Annotated in this window: 15 protein-coding genes and 2 pseudogenes; 6 read left to right on the top strand and 11 right to left on the bottom strand. The window is 71.2% G+C overall.

Annotated features, from left to right (window positions below; translation table 11 throughout):
* Positions 1-47: 47 nt before the first annotated feature.
* Positions 48-938 (bottom strand): sulfurtransferase, encoded by an 891-nt coding sequence (locus ACFQUZ_RS03855; protein ID WP_377437611.1) that lies wholly within the window; start codon positions 936-938, stop codon positions 48-50.
* Between the two features lie 97 nt (positions 939-1,035).
* Between ACFQUZ_RS03855 and ACFQUZ_RS03850 the strand changes: the two genes are divergently transcribed.
* Positions 1,036-1,725 carry a metal-dependent transcriptional regulator gene (locus ACFQUZ_RS03850; RefSeq protein WP_377437609.1) on the top strand — a complete coding sequence of 230 codons (690 nt, stop codon included), beginning with the start codon at positions 1,036-1,038 and terminating at the stop codon, positions 1,723-1,725.
* A 37-nt stretch (positions 1,726-1,762) separates the two neighbouring features.
* On the opposite strand, the gene lhgO is transcribed toward ACFQUZ_RS03850, so the two are convergent.
* Both lhgO and ACFQUZ_RS03840 read right to left on the bottom strand, forming a co-directional pair.
* Positions 1,763-2,965: an L-2-hydroxyglutarate oxidase gene (gene lhgO, locus ACFQUZ_RS03845; protein ID WP_377437607.1), complete on the bottom strand. Its 1,203-nt coding sequence runs from the start codon at positions 2,963-2,965 to the stop codon at positions 1,763-1,765.
* 98 nt (positions 2,966-3,063) lie between these two features.
* Positions 3,064-3,297, bottom strand: a pseudogene (locus ACFQUZ_RS03840) (DUF5522 domain-containing protein); the annotation flags it as partial.
* Positions 3,298-3,433: 136 nt separating this feature from the next.
* Between ACFQUZ_RS03840 and ACFQUZ_RS03835 the strand changes: the two are divergent.
* The 3 genes from ACFQUZ_RS03835 to ACFQUZ_RS03825 are packed head-to-tail and all read left to right on the top strand — an operon-like array spanning position 3,434 to position 5,198.
* Positions 3,434-4,492, top strand: a complete 1,059-nt coding sequence (locus ACFQUZ_RS03835; protein ID WP_377437605.1) for a class I SAM-dependent methyltransferase — start codon at positions 3,434-3,436, stop codon at positions 4,490-4,492.
* An 8-nt stretch (positions 4,493-4,500) separates the two neighbouring features.
* Positions 4,501-4,869, top strand: a complete 369-nt coding sequence (locus ACFQUZ_RS03830) for a type II toxin-antitoxin system RelE/ParE family toxin (protein WP_377437604.1) — start codon at positions 4,501-4,503, stop codon at positions 4,867-4,869.
* A complete protein-coding gene (locus ACFQUZ_RS03825) occupies positions 4,866-5,198 on the top strand; it encodes a helix-turn-helix domain-containing protein (protein ID WP_377437602.1) in 333 nt (110 codons plus the stop codon). Before ACFQUZ_RS03830 ends, ACFQUZ_RS03825 begins: the two co-directional genes overlap by 4 nt.
* A 97-nt stretch (positions 5,199-5,295) precedes the next feature.
* Here ACFQUZ_RS03825 and ACFQUZ_RS03820 read toward each other — a convergent pair whose 3' ends face one another.
* From ACFQUZ_RS03820 to ACFQUZ_RS03800, 5 genes and pseudogenes are all read right to left on the bottom strand, one after another.
* Positions 5,296-5,721, bottom strand: a complete 426-nt coding sequence (locus ACFQUZ_RS03820) for a hypothetical protein (protein ID WP_377437600.1) — start codon at positions 5,719-5,721, stop codon at positions 5,296-5,298.
* The gene (locus ACFQUZ_RS03815; protein WP_377437599.1) at positions 5,721-6,134 is read right to left on the bottom strand and encodes a hypothetical protein; all 414 of its coding nucleotides are present in this window, start codon (positions 6,132-6,134) and stop codon (positions 5,721-5,723) included. Before ACFQUZ_RS03815 ends, ACFQUZ_RS03820 begins: the two co-directional genes overlap by 1 nt.
* 129 nt (positions 6,135-6,263) lie before the next feature.
* Positions 6,264-9,158, bottom strand: coding sequence for a vitamin B12-dependent ribonucleotide reductase (locus tag ACFQUZ_RS03810; protein ID WP_377437597.1), 2,895 nt, complete (start codon positions 9,156-9,158; stop codon positions 6,264-6,266).
* A 281-nt stretch (positions 9,159-9,439) separates the two neighbouring features.
* Positions 9,440-9,895: pseudogene (gene nrdR, locus ACFQUZ_RS03805) on the bottom strand (transcriptional regulator NrdR); the annotation flags it as partial.
* Between the two features lie 389 nt (positions 9,896-10,284).
* Positions 10,285-10,593, bottom strand: a complete 309-nt coding sequence (locus ACFQUZ_RS03800) for a LysM peptidoglycan-binding domain-containing protein (RefSeq protein ID WP_377437596.1) — start codon at positions 10,591-10,593, stop codon at positions 10,285-10,287.
* A 292-nt stretch (positions 10,594-10,885) separates the two neighbouring features.
* Between ACFQUZ_RS03800 and lexA the strand changes: the two genes are divergently transcribed.
* Positions 10,886-11,677, top strand: a complete 792-nt coding sequence (gene lexA, locus ACFQUZ_RS03795; RefSeq protein ID WP_377437594.1) for a transcriptional repressor LexA — start codon at positions 10,886-10,888, stop codon at positions 11,675-11,677.
* A gap of 130 nt (positions 11,678-11,807) precedes the next feature.
* On the opposite strand, the gene ACFQUZ_RS03790 is transcribed toward lexA, so the two are convergent.
* Together ACFQUZ_RS03790 and hflX are read right to left on the bottom strand one after the other, a co-directional pair.
* The gene (locus tag ACFQUZ_RS03790; protein ID WP_377437592.1) at positions 11,808-13,703 is read right to left on the bottom strand and encodes a hypothetical protein; all 1,896 of its coding nucleotides are present in this window, start codon (positions 13,701-13,703) and stop codon (positions 11,808-11,810) included.
* 50 nt (positions 13,704-13,753) lie between these two features.
* Positions 13,754-15,211, bottom strand: coding sequence for a GTPase HflX (gene hflX / locus ACFQUZ_RS03785; RefSeq protein ID WP_377437590.1), 1,458 nt, complete (start codon positions 15,209-15,211; stop codon positions 13,754-13,756).
* A 241-nt stretch (positions 15,212-15,452) separates the two neighbouring features.
* On the opposite strand from hflX, the gene ACFQUZ_RS03780 reads away from it, so the two are divergent.
* The gene (locus ACFQUZ_RS03780; RefSeq protein WP_377437588.1) at positions 15,453-16,934 is read left to right on the top strand and encodes an NAD-dependent malic enzyme; all 1,482 of its coding nucleotides are present in this window, start codon (positions 15,453-15,455) and stop codon (positions 16,932-16,934) included.
* Positions 16,935-17,060: 126 nt separating this feature from the next.
* Here ACFQUZ_RS03780 and dapF read toward each other — a convergent pair whose 3' ends face one another.
* Entirely contained in the window at positions 17,061-18,032 is a 972-nt protein-coding gene (dapF, locus tag ACFQUZ_RS03775; protein WP_377437587.1) for a diaminopimelate epimerase, read from the bottom strand.
* Position 18,033: the final 1 nt, after the last annotated feature.

The raw sequence follows: 18,033 nt of genomic DNA, 5'->3' as shown, positions 1-18,033 counted from the left end.
AACACCCGTTCACGTTCGTGAGCCGGTGAATTCACCTGCCGTCGAGGTCAGCCGGCCGCGCCCTGCTCGATCCCCGTGGCCACCGGCCGGCTCGGATCGGTGATCCACCCGCTCCACGAGCCGACATAGAGCGCGGCGTCCGGACGGCCGGCCCGGTGCAGCGCGAACACGGCCTGCGCGGCGGTCACCCCCGATCCGCAGTACGCGCCCACCCGTACCCCGGGATCGACGCCGACCGCCGCGAACCGGGACCGCAGCGCGGCCGGCTCGCGGAACCGCCCGGCGTCGAGCAACTCGCCGATCGGCAGGTTCACCGCGCCGGGTACGTGTCCCGCGACCGCGTCGATCGGCTCCGTCTCACCCCGGAAACGGGCCGCCGCCCGGACATCCACCAGGACCCCGTCGCCGGCGGCGAGGGCGGCCGCGCCCTCGGCGTCCAGCACCGGCAGCGCGCCCGGTCGTACGGTGAGGTCGCCCGGCGCCGGGTCCGGCAGCTCGGCGGTCACCGGCAGTCCCGCGGCGAGCCAGGCCGGATAGCCGCCGTCCAGGACCCGCACGGCCGGGTGTCCGGCCCACCGGAGGGTCCACCAGGCGCGGGACGCGGCCAGCCCGTCCCCGTCGTCGTAGACCACCACCGGCCGATTCCCGGCCACCCCCGCGGCGCGCAGCACACGCTGCAGCTCGGTCGGGTCGGGCAGCGGGTGCCGACCGGCCGGGCCGGGCGGTCCACAGAGATCGTGGTCGAGATCCAGGAACACCGCACCTGGGAGGTGTCCCGCCTGGTAGTCGTCCCGGCCGGTGGGGCCGACCCGGTCGGCGTCCCGGCTCACGGTCAGCCGCCAGCGCACATCGAGCAGCGTCGGTGGGCGCTCGCTGGAGAGCCGGTCGGCAAGATCGACAGGAGTGACGAGAAGATCATCGGAGCCGGTTCCGGACATGCCGACAAGTCAACACCATCGGGCTCGGTACGGCGTCGCGGCGGCCCGGTCCTGTCGGTGCCGCGGGGTACCATCGACATCCGGGAGGACCGCTGACGTGAAGCACGACCTGGTTGACACCACCGAGATGTATCTGCGCACCATCCTCGAGCTTGAGGAGGAGGGTGTGCCCCCGCTGCGTGCCCGGATCGCGGAGCGGCTGCGGCAGAGCGGTCCGACGGTGAGCCAGACGGTGGCTCGGATGGAGCGCGACGGACTGCTCACCGTCGAGGGCGACCGGCAACTACACCTCACCGAGCAGGGCCGGGCACACGCCGTCTCCGTCATGCGCAAACACCGGCTCGCCGAGCTGCTGCTCGTCAACGTGATCGGGATGCCCTACGAGGAGGCCCACGAGGAGGCCTGCCGGTGGGAGCACGTGATGAGCGAGGCCGTGGAGGAAAAGGTCTACACCTTGCTCAACCGGCCCACCCGGTCGCCGTACGGCAACCCGATCCCGGGGCTGGACGCGTTCGGCACCCCGCCCACCGCGGAGGTCCCGACCGACGTCGAGGTCGAACGCAACCTGGCCTTCCCCGGCCTGACCGGCGCCGTCACCGTGCGCCGCATCTGCGAGAGCGTGCAGACCGACGCGGAGGTGCTGCGCCAGCTGCACGCGGCAGGCGTCGACCCGGGCGCCACCGTCACCGTATGGCAGGAACGGGACGGCGTGACAATCGACCGCTCCGGCGACAAGATCCGCCTTCCCCGGGAGGTCGCCTCGCGGGTCTTCGTCGCCGCCGCCTGACCACCCGGCGCCACCTGCCCCGGACACCGTCGGTCGATCATCTGGCGCTGCCGGTTGGTCCGCCCGGCAGCCGTGCCACGATGTGCTTGGCGATCTCCAGCGAGCTGGTCGCGGCCGGTGACGGGGCGTTGATGACGTGCACCTGCCGCTCGGCCCGCACGATCAGGAAGTCGTCGACAAGCGACCCGTCCGGAGCCACCGCCTGCGCCCGTACCCCTGCCGCCGTGGGCCGCAGATCCTGCCGGGTCAGCTCGGGCACCAGCCGGGCCAGCGCGGTCGCGAACCGGCGCCTGGACAACGACCGGGCCACCTCCGACACCCCGTACCGCAGGTGCCGCCGGGCCAGCCGCCACAGCCCTGGATGGCGGGCCAGGTCGAGCACCTCCCGAGGATCGACCCGCCCCCACGAATAGCCCTCCCGCGCCAACGCCAGCACGGCGTTCGGACCGGCGTGCACCGAGCCGTCGATCATCCGGGTCAGGTGTACGCCGAGGAACGGCAGGTCCGGGTCCGGCACCGGATAGATCAGTCCACGTACCAGCTCGCGCCGCTCGGTACGCAGCTCGTAGTACTCACCCCGGAACGGCACGATCCGGGCCGGCGGGCGGACCCCGGCCAGCTCGGCGACCCGGTCCGCGTGCAGGCCGGCGCAGTTGACCAGCACGTCGACAGGCACGTCCCCGGTCGTGGTGCGCACCACCTGCTCCTGCCGGGCGACCCGGACCCCGGTGACCCGGCTGCCGGTGCTGATCCGGCCGCCGGCCGCCGTCACCAGGTTGGCGAGGGCCGCGCAGACCGCCCGGAAGTCCACCACGGCGGTCGTCGGCACCCAGATGCCCCCGGCGACCCGGGCCGCCGGCTCGTACTCCCGCGCCTCCGCCGGCCCGACCAGCCGCACCGGCAGACCGTTGGCCGACGCCCGCTCGTGTAGCGCCCGCAGCCGGGGCAACTCCGCGTCGTCGGTCGCGACGATCAACTTGCCGCAGGTGTGCACCGGTACGCCGTGCTCGGCGCAGAACTCCAGCATGGACCGGCTGCCGGCGCGGCACAGGCGTGCCTTGAGGCTGCCCGGCCGGTAGTAGACGCCGGCGTGGATGACGCCCGAGTTGTGCCCGGTTTGGTGGGCGCCGAGGACCGGTTCCTTCTCCAGCACGGTCACCCGTGCTTCAGGGTTGTCCACCAGGATGCGGTGCGCCGTGGCCAGCCCGACGATGCCGCCACCCACCACCGCGTACCTCATGGTGGGGGAAGCTACCGGCCGCCGCGCCCCGCGTTGCGGTCCGCGCCCGGCGGGTCGCCGGGTCGCGTTCTGTCGGGTTCCGGCCCGTCGGCGTCCGTGACGTACGGGCAGTGCCGGCAGCCCCGGCCGCAACAGGTTCCCCGGTTGGCGAGGAAGCCGGCGGTCAGCACGAACAGGCCGGTACCCGGGTCGGCGTAACCGGCGTCGCCGGCCGCCAGGGCGGCGGCGTGCGCGGCCAGGATCCGCTGCCGGTGCGGGTGTTCCGGGGCCAGCCGGGACGGATGCGGCTCCGTCAACGGTCGATCGGCCAGCGGCCGGGGCTGCGGATCCACCCGACCAGTCTAGGAAGCCGGACGGCAGTGCCCGGAGGTGCCCCTTTCGTCCGCCGCGCTCCCGTGACCAACCGTGTCGCGCGATTGCGGCTTTATCCGGTGGCGCGGATGGCGGCCCGGTGGCGATCCTGTCCGGATGCCGTACCGACCGGCCGAGACCGATCCAGATCCGGACGCCGTCCGCCGCCTCACGATCGTCCCGTTCCTCCCCGACGGACACTGCGCCGTCATCGATGCGACGGACGGACCGCGACTGCCGCACGGCGCCGTGGCGCCCGGCGAGCACTGGCTGGTCGACGGCGCCCAGCGAGTACCGCTGGAGACGGCCGGGTACAAGCCGCAACGGGTGCACCCGTTCGCCGCCGACGGCGACCATCTGTACGTCTGGTGCGACGGCGACCGCTACGCCGGCCGCCGGCCGCACGCGACGGTGCCGTGGATCACCGGAAACGCGGCCAGCATCGCGGACCGGCTCGCCGCCGCCGGACGGCCGGACCAGGCGATCGCGGTACGGGACGGGCACCGGTCGTTCACCGCGCAGACTGACGAGAGCTACTACGCCGACAACCGGCGGCTGCTCGAACCGGCGTACCTGCGCGGCGACACCGTGTGGGCCGGCTCGGGATTCGGGAGCGGGCCGGACGAGTGGCGGGCCCGCCGGTCGATGATCGTGGACGGCGTCCACCGATCGGGCACCTTCCTGGACGTGGGCTGCGCCAACGGGCTGCTCATGGAATCGGTCCGGGAGTGGGCCGCCGAGCGGGGGCACACCCTGGAGCCGTACGGGGTGGACCTGGCGCCCGGCCTGGTGGAGCTGGCCCGCAGTCGGCTGCCGCACTGGGCGGACCGGATCGCGGTGGGTAACGCGATCGACTGGCGACCGGCGCACGGGCGGCTGTTCGCGTTCGTCCACCTGCTGCTGGACCTGGTGCCCGCGCGCCGGCGGGCCGACCTGGTCCGGCACGGGCTGAGCCTGGTGGAACCGGACGGTCGGCTGCTGGTCAGCGTCTACCAGCCGATCGGTGGGTCACTGCCCGGCGTGGCCGAGCTGGTGCGCGGGTTGGGCTTTCCTGTGGTCGGCGAGAGCCATGCCCGGACGGGTGACGGGACGGCCTCGACCGCGTGGCTGACGGTGCCCCCGTCAGGGCGACCGCCCAACGCGATGCTTTGCTACGAATATAAGTTCGGCTTATAGTTCTTGGCGTGTGGGAAGTAGTGCTCCACCCGGAGGTCGAGACGTGGTTTCTCGATCTCTGCCGCTCCGATCCCGTCAGCGCCGACCTCGTCGTCGAGGCCATTGATCTGCTCGCGGAACATGGTCCGGCATTGGGGCGCCCCTTGGTCGATCGCCTCAAGAGCAGCGCATTCCATCACATGAAAGAGTTACGGCCGGGATCGACAGGAGCGACCGAGGTTCGCATGATCTTCGCATTCGACCCGGCACGGGAGGCGGTTTTCCTGATCGCGGGCGACAAATCCGGACGGTGGCAGAGCTGGTACCGAACCGCTATCCCCTTGGCTGACGCCCGCTTCGAGGAGCATCTGACGCGACTAAAGGAGGAGCAGCGGTGAGCACACCAGCGAATTGGCGCGACGTGAAAGCCAAGGGCCGGGACGCCGATCCAGAATGGGACACTGCCGACAGAGTCGCCCGACGTGCTGCTTTCAGAGAACAGATGCTCGCCTCAGTGAGTGGCGCCCAGCTAGCCGAGATCCGCAAACAACTCGGTATGACCCAGAGCCAACTCGCTGAGGCCGCTGGCCTGACCCAGGCACGCATCAGCCAGATCGAGAGCGGCGCGGTGACCAACCTGGAAACGCTGCGCGCCTATGTCGCGGGACTGGGCGGTCATCTCGACGTGGTCGCCCGTATTGGCAATATCCATCTCAATGTGGCTTGACGCGAGTGGTGGACGGTAGCGAGGACCATGCCCGGGCCAGCGGCGCGACAGAGTCGACCGCGTGACTGGCGGGCACTGCGGTGACCGACGCGGCGGGTCAGTCGCGGCCCATCCAGTAATCATTGACGCGGGCGACGGCCTCGTCCTTCGTCATCGCGGCGACGGTCGTCTCGTCGACACCGACCCGGGTGATGAGTAGATGGACGAGGTCGGCCGGCAAAGCGTCCAGGGGCACCACGGGCTCGCCTCGGTCCGGCCGGATCCGGTCCCGCGCGCAGGCCCAGAACTCGTCGTCGGTGACCTCAAGCTGGTCTCTAAGGATGTGGCCCCAGATGCGAGCGCCGTATGTCGTGCGATCGACCGGATGGGAGATCCTGGTTCGCAGGATACGACCGTCCTTGAGGCTCAACTCGTACGTCACGTGGTGAGTGCCCGTGCGCCCGCGCGCGTCCCGCACCCGGGTCCACTCCTCCACCCGGCAGAACTTCTCGTGCGCCTGCCGCGTCGGCTGCGGGTGCCTCATTACCGCGACCCGACAAGCCAGTCACGCAGTTGCTCGTCGTCACTGAGACTCACCAATTGCACAAGGCCCCAGTTGCCCGCGTGGTTGGGAGCGTCGAGCAGCCGGTCCTGCCAGTCCTCGGCGTACTCGCGCAGAGCGGTGATCGTCTCCTGCACCGCCTCGTCGAAGGTCGCGGCGTCGGCAGCCACCGGCAATCCCGGTATAAAGATCGACCAACCGCCGTCCTCGGCGACCGCTTGCGCGTTGGACGGGCAGACGGCCTTGAGGAAGCGTCTGAGCCGTTCCTGGTCGACGAAGGCAGTGGTGCGGGCATCCCGACGCACGGTCGCCACACGACCTCGTTCGGCCGCATCCAGGAGATCCTTGAGATGCGCCCGCGCGTCGGTATAGCTCTCATAGTGGACACCCGACATGACCGCCCCCTTCCTGTTCTACAGCCTGCCCCCGCTCCGCAAGTACGTCAAGTACTTCACGTACTTATCCCCCATAGGAACGGGAGCCGGACCGTGCGGCCCGACTCCCGTTCCCGGTCACGCCATGGGTCAGCTGCAGCCGCTGGTGGAGCCGCAGCCCTCGCAGACGTAGCAGCTACCGGCCGGCCGCATCTTCGTACCGCAGGTGAAGCAGAGCGGGGCGTCGGCGGCCTTGCCGATCACCGCCTCCAGCAGCTCGGTGGATGAACCAACCGACGGCGCCGGCTTGGCCGCCGCCACCTCGTCCGAGCCGGTCGCCGCGGCGGCGTCGGTGCCGGTCGCCACCTCGTCCGGGCCGTCCTGCCTAGTCTCCACCGGCGCCGAGGACGCCATCGCGGTCAGGTCCACACCGCTCTCCGCCTCGGCCTCCGCCCGCAACTGGGCTGCCCGCTCCTTGGCCGTGAAGATGCCCAGTTCCGCGCGGCGCTCGTAAGGCAGGAAGTCCAGCGCCAACCGGCGGAAGATGTAGTCCATCACCGACGCGGCCATCCGCACGTCTGGGTCGTCGGTCATCCCCGCTGGCTCGAACCGCATGTTCGTGAACTTGCTGACGTACGTCTCCAGCGGCACGCCGTACTGGAGACCGATCGAGATGGCCACGGAGAACGCGTCCATCACTCCGGCCAGGGTCGAGCCCTGCTTGGACATCTTGAGGAAGACCTCGCCGAGACCGTCGTCCGGGTAGGACGAGGCGGTGAGGTAGCCCTCGGCACCGCCCACCGAGAAGGACACCGTCTCGGACGGGCGCTTCTTCGGCAGCCGCTTGCGGACCGGCCGGTACTCGACCACCTTCTCGACGACCTTCGCCGCCTCGGCCGGCGCCTCGACCGCGGCCTTGGTGGTCTTGGCGACGGACAGCGGCTGGCCGACCTTGCAGTTGTCCCGGTAGATCGCCAACGCCTTGAGGCCGAGCTTCCACCCCTCGAAGTAGATCTTCTCGACATCCTCGACGGTGGCCGCCTCGGGCATGTTGACCGTCTTGGAGATGGCGCCGGAGATGAACGGCTGCACCGCGGCCATCATCCGGACGTGCCCCATCGGCGCGATCGACCGCTCGCCCATCGCGCAGTCGAAGACCGGGTAGTGCTCCGGCTTGAGGCCCGGCGCGTCCACCACGTGGCCACGGTCGGCGATGTGCTCGACGATCGCCTCGACCTGCTCCTCGGGGTAACCGAGGCTACGCAGCGCGCGCGGCACCGTCTGGTTCACGATCTGCATCGAGCCGCCGCCGACCAGCTTCTTGAACTTGACCAGGGCGAGGTCCGGCTCGACACCGGTGGTGTCGCAGTCCATCATCAGGCCGATGGTGCCGGTCGGCGCGAGCACCGACGCCTGCGAGTTCCGCCAGCCGTGCTTGTCGCCGACCTTGTTGCCCTGGGTCCACTGCCGGGTGGCCTCCCGGACGATCGCCGTGGCGACCGGGCCGGACGGCTTGATCTCGTCGTTGGCAGCGGCGTGCTTGCGCATCACCCGCTTGTGCGGCTCCGCGTTGCGCGCGTAGCCGTCGTACGCGCCGACCACGCCGGCCAGTTCGGCCGAGCGCCGGTACGCCGTACCGGTCATCAGCGACGTGATGGCGGCGGCAAGCGACCGACCCTGCTCCGAGTCGTACGGCATGCCGGAGGCCATCAGCAGCGCGCCCAGGTTGGCGTACCCGATGCCGAGCTGCCGGTACGCCCGGGTGGTCTCGCCGATCTTCTCGGTGGGGAAGTCGGCGAAGCAGATCGAGATGTCCATCGCGGTGATGACGAACTCCACCGACCGGACGAACTTCTCCACCTCGAAGCCGCCGTCGGCGCGCAGGAACTTCATCAGGTTCAGCGAGGCGAGGTTGCACGAGGAGTTGTCCAGGTGCAGGTACTCCGAACACGGGTTGGAGGCGGTGATCCGGCCCGTCTCCGGGCAGGTGTGCCAGTCGTTGATCGTGTCGTCGTACTGGAGGCCGGGGTCGGCGCACTCCCACGCGGCCTGGGAGATGGTGCGGAACAGCTTCTTGGCGTCGATCGTGTCGATCACCGCGCCGTCCAGCCGGCCACGCAGGTCGAAGGTGGCGCCGTCGTCGACCGCCCGCATGAACTCGTCGGTGACCCGGACCGAGTTGTTGGCGTTCTGGTACTGGACGCTGACGATGTCCGAGCCGCCCAGGTCCATGTCGAAGCCGGCGTCCCGCAGGGCCCGCACCTTGTGCTCCTCGCGGGCCTTGGTGAGGACGAACTCCTCCACGTCGGGGTGGTCCACGTCCAGGATGACCATCTTGGCCGCCCGGCGGGTCGCGCCACCGGACTTGATGGTGCCGGCGCTCGCGTCGGCGCCGCGCATGAAGCTGACCGGGCCGGAGGCGGTGCCGCCGCTGGACAGCAGTTCCCGGGACGAGCGGATCCGGGACAGGTTGACGCCGGAGCCGGAGCCGCCCTTGAAGATCAGCCCCTCCTCCTTGTACCAGTCGAGGATCGAGTCCATCGAGTCGTCGACGGCCAGGATGAAACACGCGCTGACCTGCTGCGGCGAGGTGGTGCCGACGTTGAACCAGACCGGCGAGTTGAAGCTGAACACCTGGTGCAGCAGCATCCAGGTCAGCTCGTGCTCGAAGATCTCGGCGTCGGCGGGGTTAGCGAAGTAACCGTGCTGCTCGCCCGCCGCCCGGTAGGACTTGACCACCCGGTCGATGAGCTGCTTGAGCGACCACTCCCGCTCCGGCGTGCCGATGGCGCCCCGGAAGTACTTGGTGGTCACGATGTTGGCCGCGTTGACGCTCCAACTCGTGGGGAACTCCACCCCGCGCTGCTCGAAGTTGATCGAGCCGTCCCGCCAGTTCGTCATGACGACGTCCCGGCGCTCCCACTCGACCTCGTCGTACGGGTGCACCCCGGCACTGGTCCAGACCCGGTCCACCTTGAGTCCGGTCGCGGTCGCGGTCCCCCGTACCCGTCCGGTCCGCCCTGTTGTCACGCTCTCCCCCGCCATGTCATCCGCCCCCTCGCGCGGACGCGGTCCGACCGCGTCCGTCGTCAGAAATCCGTCCAAAACACTCAATAATTGGCTGGCCATGCCCGCCGTCGCGTGGTCGCGACCCGATCTGTTCGCTCCGTTCGACCGGTCGAGCCCGGCCGTCAGGCCGGTGGACCGGCCCGCAAGCCGGCGGGGCGCTGACCGTTCGCCGTCGGGGCCGCGCCGCCATCCGTCGCCGCGCCGCTCCCCCGCGATCCGGCCCCCTCAACCGAAGGTCCGGTGTCGCCGGCCGGCCGCTGCCGCTGGTCGGCCTCCGCTCGCAGCGCCTCGATCTCCCGCTCGAAGTCGGCCAACGAGTCGAACGACCGGTAGACGCTGGCGAACCGTAGGTACGCGACCTCGTCCAGCTCCCGCAACGGGCCCAGGATGGCCAAGCCGACATCGTGGCTGGGCAGCTCGGCCGCACCCTTGGCCCGGACCGTCTCCTCCACCCGCTGGGCCAGCAGGGCGATCGCGTCCTCGTCGACCGGTCGCCCCTGGCACGCCTTGCGCACCCCGCCGATAATCTTGCTGCGACTGAAGGGTTCGGTCACCCCGCTGCGCTTGACCACAGCGAGCACCGCCTCCTCGACGGTGGTGAACCGCTTGCCGCACTCCGGGCAGGATCGCCGCCGCCGGATCAGCTGGCCGTCGTCGGCCTCCCGGGAGTCGACCACGCGCGAATCGGCGTGCCGGCAGTACGGGCACCGCATGGTCGACCTCCGTTTGATACCAACGGGAGCTGTAGGGCCGTCGAACCCAACCTATGGACGACTTACACCCTTGTCACTACTACATCTAGGGGTCGACCGTATGCCGCCACCCGGCGTTGGTCAAGTCGATCGGCGCGTCCCGGCGCGTCGTCACTCTGCCAACCTCGGACGGCGCCCGTCGGTTACCGGAACACCTGGACGACGTGCGGAAACGGGTAAATCGGCAGAGACCGTCGCCGCGATCGTGAAACGCCGGGCGGCGGGGGCGGGCGCGCGGGCGACGGGACGGGCGAGGGGGCGGCGGGCGCGCGGGCGGCGGTCCGCTGTCGGCCGGCGGGCGCGGGGGCGGCGGGCGAGGGGGCGGCGGGCGCGCGGGCGGCGGTCAGCTGTCAGCGGCCGGCGGGCAGCACCAGCTCCTGGCCGGCGTAGATGGTGTAGCCGTCGAGGCCGTTGAGTCGCCGGATCTCCGCGATCACCAGATATGTGTCGTGGTCCGGCAGTTGCCGTTCCGCGACCGACCAGAGGGTGTCGCCGGGACGCACCACCGTGGTGTGCGACGTTCCGGCCGGGTCCGCCGCCTGGGACGCGGGGGCCAAGACGGCGATGACGGCACCCAGAAGGATCAACACGCCCACGATCAGGACGATTCGACCTCGGCGCGTCAGCCGCAGCGGCGGCGGCTGGACATCCGACACCATGCGGTGCGGATGATCGGACGAACCCGATGACCCCGTCGCAATCACCGTGACCTCCAAGATCGAACGCCAGTTCGATAGTACGGACGTACGATGGTGTATCAGAACAGGCGTACGGATGTCGAGGTTTGGCGCGCGACACGCCGACGCGAGATCGTACAGATGTTTGAAACTGTCGGATCCCACCGATACGGTCGACTCCAGTCGCTGACGACCACCCGCGCGAAACGGGCAGCAGCGGCCCAAAACGACTCCGTACCAGCATTGGGACCACCGCCGACCAGGGAGGACGGACGTGTCGACCGACGAGGGCACCAGCCGGCAGAAGCATCCGCGCAAGGGGGTCGCGAGCACGGCCGGGTCCGCGACCCGCCGTCGCGGCTCGGGCCGGGCCCGAGCCGCTGAGCCGGGCCTGCGCGCTGTCGCGCCGGTGGTCAGCGCGTTCCCCGACCAGGCGGGCTCGACGCTGACCGCGCGACAACGCCGCATCCTCGAGTTCATCCGCGACTGGGTGGAGCGATACGGTTACCCGCCGAGCGTGCGGGAGATCGGCGAGGCCGTCGGGCTCGTCTCCCCGTCAAGCGTCGCCTACCAGCTCAAGGAGTTGGAGCGGAAGGGCTTCCTCCGCCGCGACCCCAACCGTCCCCGGGCGGTGGACGTCCGCCCGCCGAACGACCTGATGGACGACGAGGCCGCCCGTGCGCAGCGCCCCGCCCCGGCGTACGTGCCGATGCTCGGCCGGATCGCGGCAGGCGGTCCGATTCTCGCCGAGCAGGCGGTGGAGGACGTGTTCCCGCTGCCGAGGGAGCTGGTGGGCGAGGGCGAGGTGTTCATGCTTCAGGTCAAGGGCGATTCCATGATCGACGCGGCGATCTGCGACGGCGACTGGGTGGTGGTCCGGCAGCAGCCGACCGCGAACGCTGGAGACATCGTCGCCGCCATGCTCGACGGCGAGGCGACGGTCAAGACCTACCGCCGTCGCGATGGTCACGCATGGCTGATGCCGCAGAACCCGGCGTTCGACCCGATCCCCGGTGACGACGCCACGATCATGGGACGCGTCGTGGCGGTGCTGCGTCGGATCTGAACCCACCCAGGACGGCGGCGGTCGTCCGGGAGCCACCGGACCAGTCTGATGGCTCCCGGAGCGCCCGGAACCGTTCCCGGACCACCGACGCTGTGCGTCCGACCAGGACATCCGGGTCAGCCGGTCCAGATCAGCGGTAGCCCTGGTCGTCGTACCCGCCGTTCTGGTCGTACGGCCGACCTCGGCCGCCATGCCCGCGTGGTGGCCGGCCGCCAGGGCTGCCATCTCGGGGCGGCTCGTCGTCCCCACGGCCGCGGCCCATCGGCCCGCTGCCGTAGACGGCACCGGACCCTCGTCCCCCGGACCGGCCACCAGACTGGGCCCCGGAACGACCGCCGGGCTGGGGACCGGCCGGTCCGTTCTGACCACCATCCGGCTGGGCGCCATATCCGCCCCGCCGGCCACCGAACGCGCCGCCGGCCGGCTCGGGACCAGATCGGCCGCCGGCGCCGGCAGCGCCACCGCGCCCCCCACCGGCACCACCACGACCGCCGCCGCCGGGTCCGCCATGGCTACCACCCGGTCCGCCGCCGTACACCCCGCCCCGCCCGCCGCCCGGACCGCCCCGCCCGCCGCCCGGACCGCCCCGCCCGCCGCCCGGACCGCCCCGCCCGCCGCCCGGTCCAGCTCGGCCGTCACCGTAAACCCCTCCCGCCGCCGGTCCACCACCCGGGCCGGCCGGGCCGCCGCCGTACACCGCGCCGTTGCGTCCGCCGCCGGAATCCGGACCGGCGGAACCGCGCCCACCTCCGGCGCCGTAGACGGCGCCGTTCCGCCCGTCGCCGGCGTCCGCTCCGTACCGGTTGCGCTCGGCCCCGGGCGGACCACCGGGTTCGGGGCCACTCCAACCCGAGGACGCCCGCGCCGCCCCGACTCCGCTATTGTCCTCGGCCGCGTCCCCGACGCCGGGCGGACGACGCCTGGCCCGCAGGATCCCGAACACCCCCGCGCTGACCAGGATCACCCCGATCAGGCCCACGGCGGCGATGAGGTACGTGATGTCGTTCAGGGTCAGTGAATCGGTCCAGGACCGCCCGGCGGCCTTCTTGGGCGCCGCGGCCGCGACCGGCTTGGCGGTGGCCGCTGACGGGGTGTACTTGAGAATCGCCACGCTGGCGTTCTCCTCCTCGGAACGCGCCTCCGAGACCGTCACGAACGCGGCACCGTCCGGGGTGTAGGAGATCGCCTCACCGAACGGGTCGGCGAGCGCCGTCACCCGCGGTGTCCCCGAGGTGATGGCCTTGACGAGGTCACCGTCCGGCACGTCGAATTCGAACGCGTCGGCATACGTACGCAGCACCACCTTGCGCCCGTCCGGGGATCTGGTCGCCCCGGTGATCGCGACCCGTCCGTCCGCGCCGAGGATGTTCTCCGTCGTGGTCTTGGGGAGGCCGACCTCACCAACCTGCTTCATCGGCACCGGGTCGGCGTTGTTCCTCTTGAGAGGCGCCGTCGGCACGAACACCTTCGCCTTGCCGGTGGTCTTCGTGACGATGATCGGCGTACCGTCGTCGGCCATCAGCAACGCCTCGGCGTCGTGCGGCTTCTGCCCGGGATAGCTCAGCCGGTGCAGCACCGGCTTGGCCGAGCCGTTGACCGGCATGCTCCACAGTGCCACCCGGGTGCGGTGCTCGCGGCTGGTGACGTTGTCGCCGGTGTCCGCGATCCACATGGTGCTGCCGTCGGCCGACAGCACCATGTCCTCCGTGTCGTACGGCCCGTCACCCGAGTAGGCCACCTGTTTCTTGACCTGGCACCTGCCGTCCAGGAAGAAGACCCGCTTACGACTCTCCACCTCGGTGCCGTCGTTGATCACGACGTATCCGTCCTTGGTGGCCACCAGGCCGGACAGTTCGAGCAGGCGCTCGTCGGAGATCGTGCAGACCTTGGTCCCCGCAACGGCGGCCAGCCCGGAGCGGACGACGCCGCCCTCGCGACTGGGGCCCGCCGCGGTGGCGGGAGCCGCCAACGCGCATGCCGTCACCGCGCCGAGGGCAACCGCGATCCAGGAGAGGGCACGCCGCATCTGGCCAGTGTCGCATGGCACACCCGCCACCCGGATGCCCCGGTGATCCATCAATTGCGGGTGGCGCCCACATCCGCCCGCGCCGTCGCGGCCAGATACGGCTCGAGTTCGGCGGCGAGCGCCTCCCCGACGCGTACGTGCAACGCCGTTCCCTCACCCAGATGCGCCGTGCTCAGCACCTCGCCACTGCGGTGCACCCGGGCGACCAGGTCCCCCCTGTCGTACGGCAGAACCACCCGGACCTCCACCGGCGGTCGCGGCAGCCGGCTCTCGATCGTCGCCCGCAGGTCGTCGATGCCCCGCCCGGCCCGCGCGGAGACGAATACGGCGTCGGGCCAGGCCCGCTTGAGCCGCAGCAACGTCTCCTCGTCGGCCGCGTCGATCTTGTTGACCACCAGCAACTCGGGCAGTCGGTCGGCGCCCACCTCCCCGAGCACCTCGCGAACCGCGCGAACCTGCTCCTCGGGGTCCGGATGCGCGCCGTCCACCACGTGCACCACGAGGTCCGCCTCCGCCACCTCCTCCAAGGTGGACCGGAACGCCTCGACGATCTGGTGCGGCAGGTGCCGGACGAAGCCAACCGTGTCCGACAGCGTGTAGACCCGGCCGTCCGCGGTCCGGGCCCGCCGGGTGGTCGGATCCAGGGTGGCGAACAACGCGTCCTCCACCAGCACGCCCGCCCCGGTGAGCCGATTGAGCAGGCTGGACTTGCCGGCGTTGGTGTACCCGGCGATGGCCACGGCCGGCACCGCGTTGCGCGCCCGGCGGGCCCGCTTCGTGGTCCGCACCATGCGCATGCCCTTGATCTCTCGCCGGAGCCGGGCGATCCGGGTGCGGATCCGCCGCCGGTCGGTCTCGAGCTTGGTCTCACCCGGGCCACGCAGACCGACGCCGCCCCCGGCACCGCCACCGCGGCCGCTGCCGCCGGTCTGCCGGGACAGGGTCTCACCCCAGCCCCGCAGCCTGGGCAGCAGGTATTCCAGCTGAGCCAGCTCGACCTGGGCCTTGCCCTCCTTGCTCTTGGCGTGCTGGGCGAAGATGTCCAGGATCAGCGCGGTCCGGTCCACCACCTTGACCTTGGTGCGCTGTTCGAGGTTACGAAGTTGGGACGGGGACAGCTCTCCGTCGCAGATGACCGTGTCGGCGCCGCTGTCGCGGACGATCGAACCCAGGTCGTCGACCTTGCCTCGTCCGACGTAGGTCGCCGGGTCGGGCCGGTTCCGCCGCTGGATGAGCCCCTCGAGCACCTGCGAACCAGCCGTCTCGGCGAGCGCCGCGAGCTCGGTGAGGGAGTTTTCCGCATCGGTGACCGATCCGTCGGTCCACACCCCCACGAGCACCACCCGCTCCAGCCGGAGCTGCCGGTACTCGACCTCGGTGATATCGGTGAGTTCGGTGGACAGGCCCGCGACGCGACGCAACGCCTGGCGGTCCTCCAGTTCCAACTCGCCGGTGGTGGCGTCGAGGTCTTCGTCCGCCATCTGGACGAAGCTCTCCTGGTCTCGCAAGCCGTTCTCCCGTCGATAAGTGTGGGTCGCCGATCAATCGTGACACGTCGACCGGCCGGTTGCACCTGCTATACCCGCTGCCAGCCGGCGGAGCCGACCCAGGCACCGGGGGGATCCGATCCGGCCACGGAGGTCGAAACCGGCTCCCGCCCGACCCCACCGACAGCGTGCGGACCGGCGGCGGGAGAATGCCCAGGCGGCCCGACGCCCCTCGGCCGCCGAGTGGATGACGGAGGGACCTGTGGCGATCACCCGACTGCCGAGCGCCGGATTCTCGATCACGATCCGGATCAGCGTGACCGCCGACGCGTCGGCGATCGGCCGGCTCACCACCTGCGTCGGGGAAGCCGGTGCCATCGTCACCGCCCTCGACGTGGTGGATTCCGACCCGACCCACGTGGTGGTCGACCTGACCTGCGACACCGCGGACTCCGGACACGCCGACCAGGTCGTCGACGCGCTTACCGAACTGGACGGGGTGGACGTCCGGAAGGTCTCCGACCGCACCTTCCTGCTCCACCTCGGTGGGAAGATCGAGGTCACCCCCAAGGTGGCGTTGCGCAACCGGGACGAGCTGTCCCGGGCATACACGCCGGGAGTCGCCCGCGTCTGCCTGGCCATCGCGGAGAACCCGGCGGACGCCCGGCGGCTCACCATCAAGCGCAACACCGTCGCCGTCGTCACCGACGGCTCCGCGGTGCTCGGCCTGGGCAACATCGGCCCGGCCGCCGCCCTCCCGGTGATGGAGGGCAAGGCGGCGCTGTTCAAGCGGTTCGGTGGGGTGGACGCCTGGCCCGTCGTGCTGGACACGCAGGACACCGACGAGATCGTCTCGATCGTCCGGGCGATCGCGCCCGCGTACGGCGGGATCAACCTTGAGGACATCGCCGCGCCGCGGTGCTTCGAGATCGAGTCCCGGTTGCGCGAGGCCCTGGACGTTCCGGTCTTCCACGACGACCAGCACGGCACCGCGATCTGCGTACTCGCCGCCCTCACCAACGCGCTGCGTGTGGTGGGCAAGCGACTCGCGGACGTCCGGGTGGTGGTCTCCGGGGCCGGCGCGGCCGGCACCGCGATCATGAAGCTGTTGCTGCGCCAGGGCGTCGGGGACATCATCGCGTACGACCGCCAGGGCGCCCTGCACCGCGGTCTGCCCGACCTCAACCCGGCCTGGCAGTGGCTGGCCGAGCACACCAACAAGGAGAACTACTCCGGCGACCTGCCCGGCGCGCTCCGCGGCGCCGACGTCTTCATCGGGGTGAGCGCGCCCAACCTGCTCACCGGCGACGATGTGGCCGGGATGGCAAAGGACGCCATCGTCTTCGCGCTGGCGAACCCGGACCCGGAGGTCGACCCGCGGGAGGCCCGCAAGCACGCCGCGGTGGTGGCCACCGGCCGCTCGGACCAGCCCAACCAGATCAACAACGTGCTGGCGTTCCCCGGCGTGTTCCGCGGCATGCTGGACGCGCACGCGGAGGAGTTCACCGAGGAGATGGCCATCGCGGCCGCTCGGGCGATCGCCGACGTGGTGGGCGAGGAGAAGGTCAACCCGACGGTCATCGTGCCCAGCGTGTTCGATCCCCGGGTCGCCCCGGCGGTGGCTGCCGCGGTACGGGCCGCCGCCACGACGCCTGCCGAACCGCCGGCCGCGGACCCCGGCCCGGCGGACCTCCCGGAGATCGCGGCCCGGGACGCCGCCACAACCCAACCGTCCACCCACTGAGCCGCCCCCACCCCCCACCCCTTCCGCGCCGATCTTGAACTTGCGGCCCCGGCAAAGCCGACAAAGTGCCCGATAATTGCAGCCGAAACTGCAAGATCGGCGCCGTACACGGGGCGGGGGCGGGGGTTAGGTGTGGGGTAGTGCCGTGGTGTCGACCCGACCGTGGGCGACCAGCACCGCGGGACCGGCCAACCAGCAGGCGGAGCCGTCCAGGGCGACCGTCAATCGCCCACCCGGTACGTCGACCGCCACCAGCCCGGCGTCCCGACCCGCTTCGGCGAGCGCCACCGCCGCCACGGCGCAGGCACCGGTGCCACAGGACTGCGTCTCCGCCGACCCGCGCTCGTACACCCGCATCCGGATGTGCACGTCAGCCCGGCCGACCGCCGACCCGGCGGACCCGCCCGAGTCCGTAGTCCCGCCCGAATTCCCGGACCCGGCGGAATCCCCGGACCCGGCGGGATCCCCGGACGTGGCGGCGACCGGGTCGCCGAACCCGGACCCGTCCGGCTCGCCAGGGGCGGTGAACTCGACGTTCACCCCGGCGGGAAACATGGCCGGGTCGTACCCCGGGGCCCGGGTGAGGTCCAACGCGGCCAGGTCGACCCCCGCCGGCAACGGGCAGACCAGGTGCGGGTTGCCGACGTCCACGACCCGCCCGGGCAGGGTCAGTCCGCCGGTCTCGGCCGTGCTCCGGGCGTACATCCGGGGAAGCCGCATGCCGACGGCGATCGTGCCGTCCGCGATCACCGCACGCACGACGCCGGCCCGGGTCGCCACCGGCACGGTCGCCTCTCCAACCGGGACCAGTCCGTTGTCCAGCAGGTATCGGACGAACACCCGGGCGCCGTTGCCACACATCTCGGCATGTGAGCCGTCGGCGTTCCAGTAGTCCATGAACCACTCGGCCTCGGCGGCGTCGCCCACCGCGTCCGGGTGCTTCGCCGACCGCACGACGCGGAGCACGCCGTCGCCACCGACTCCCCGCCTGCGGTCGCACAGCGCGGCGACGAGCGCCGGGGTGAGCGCGAGCCGCCCCTCCGGATCGGGCAGGATCACGAAGTCGTTGCCGGTGCCGTGGCCCTTGGTGAACTCCACG

Source organism: Plantactinospora sp. GCM10030261 (genome assembly GCF_042666615.1).
Taxonomy (GTDB): Bacteria; Actinomycetota; Actinomycetes; order Mycobacteriales; family Micromonosporaceae; genus KBS50.
This window is presented reverse-complemented; position numbering and strand designations above follow the sequence as displayed.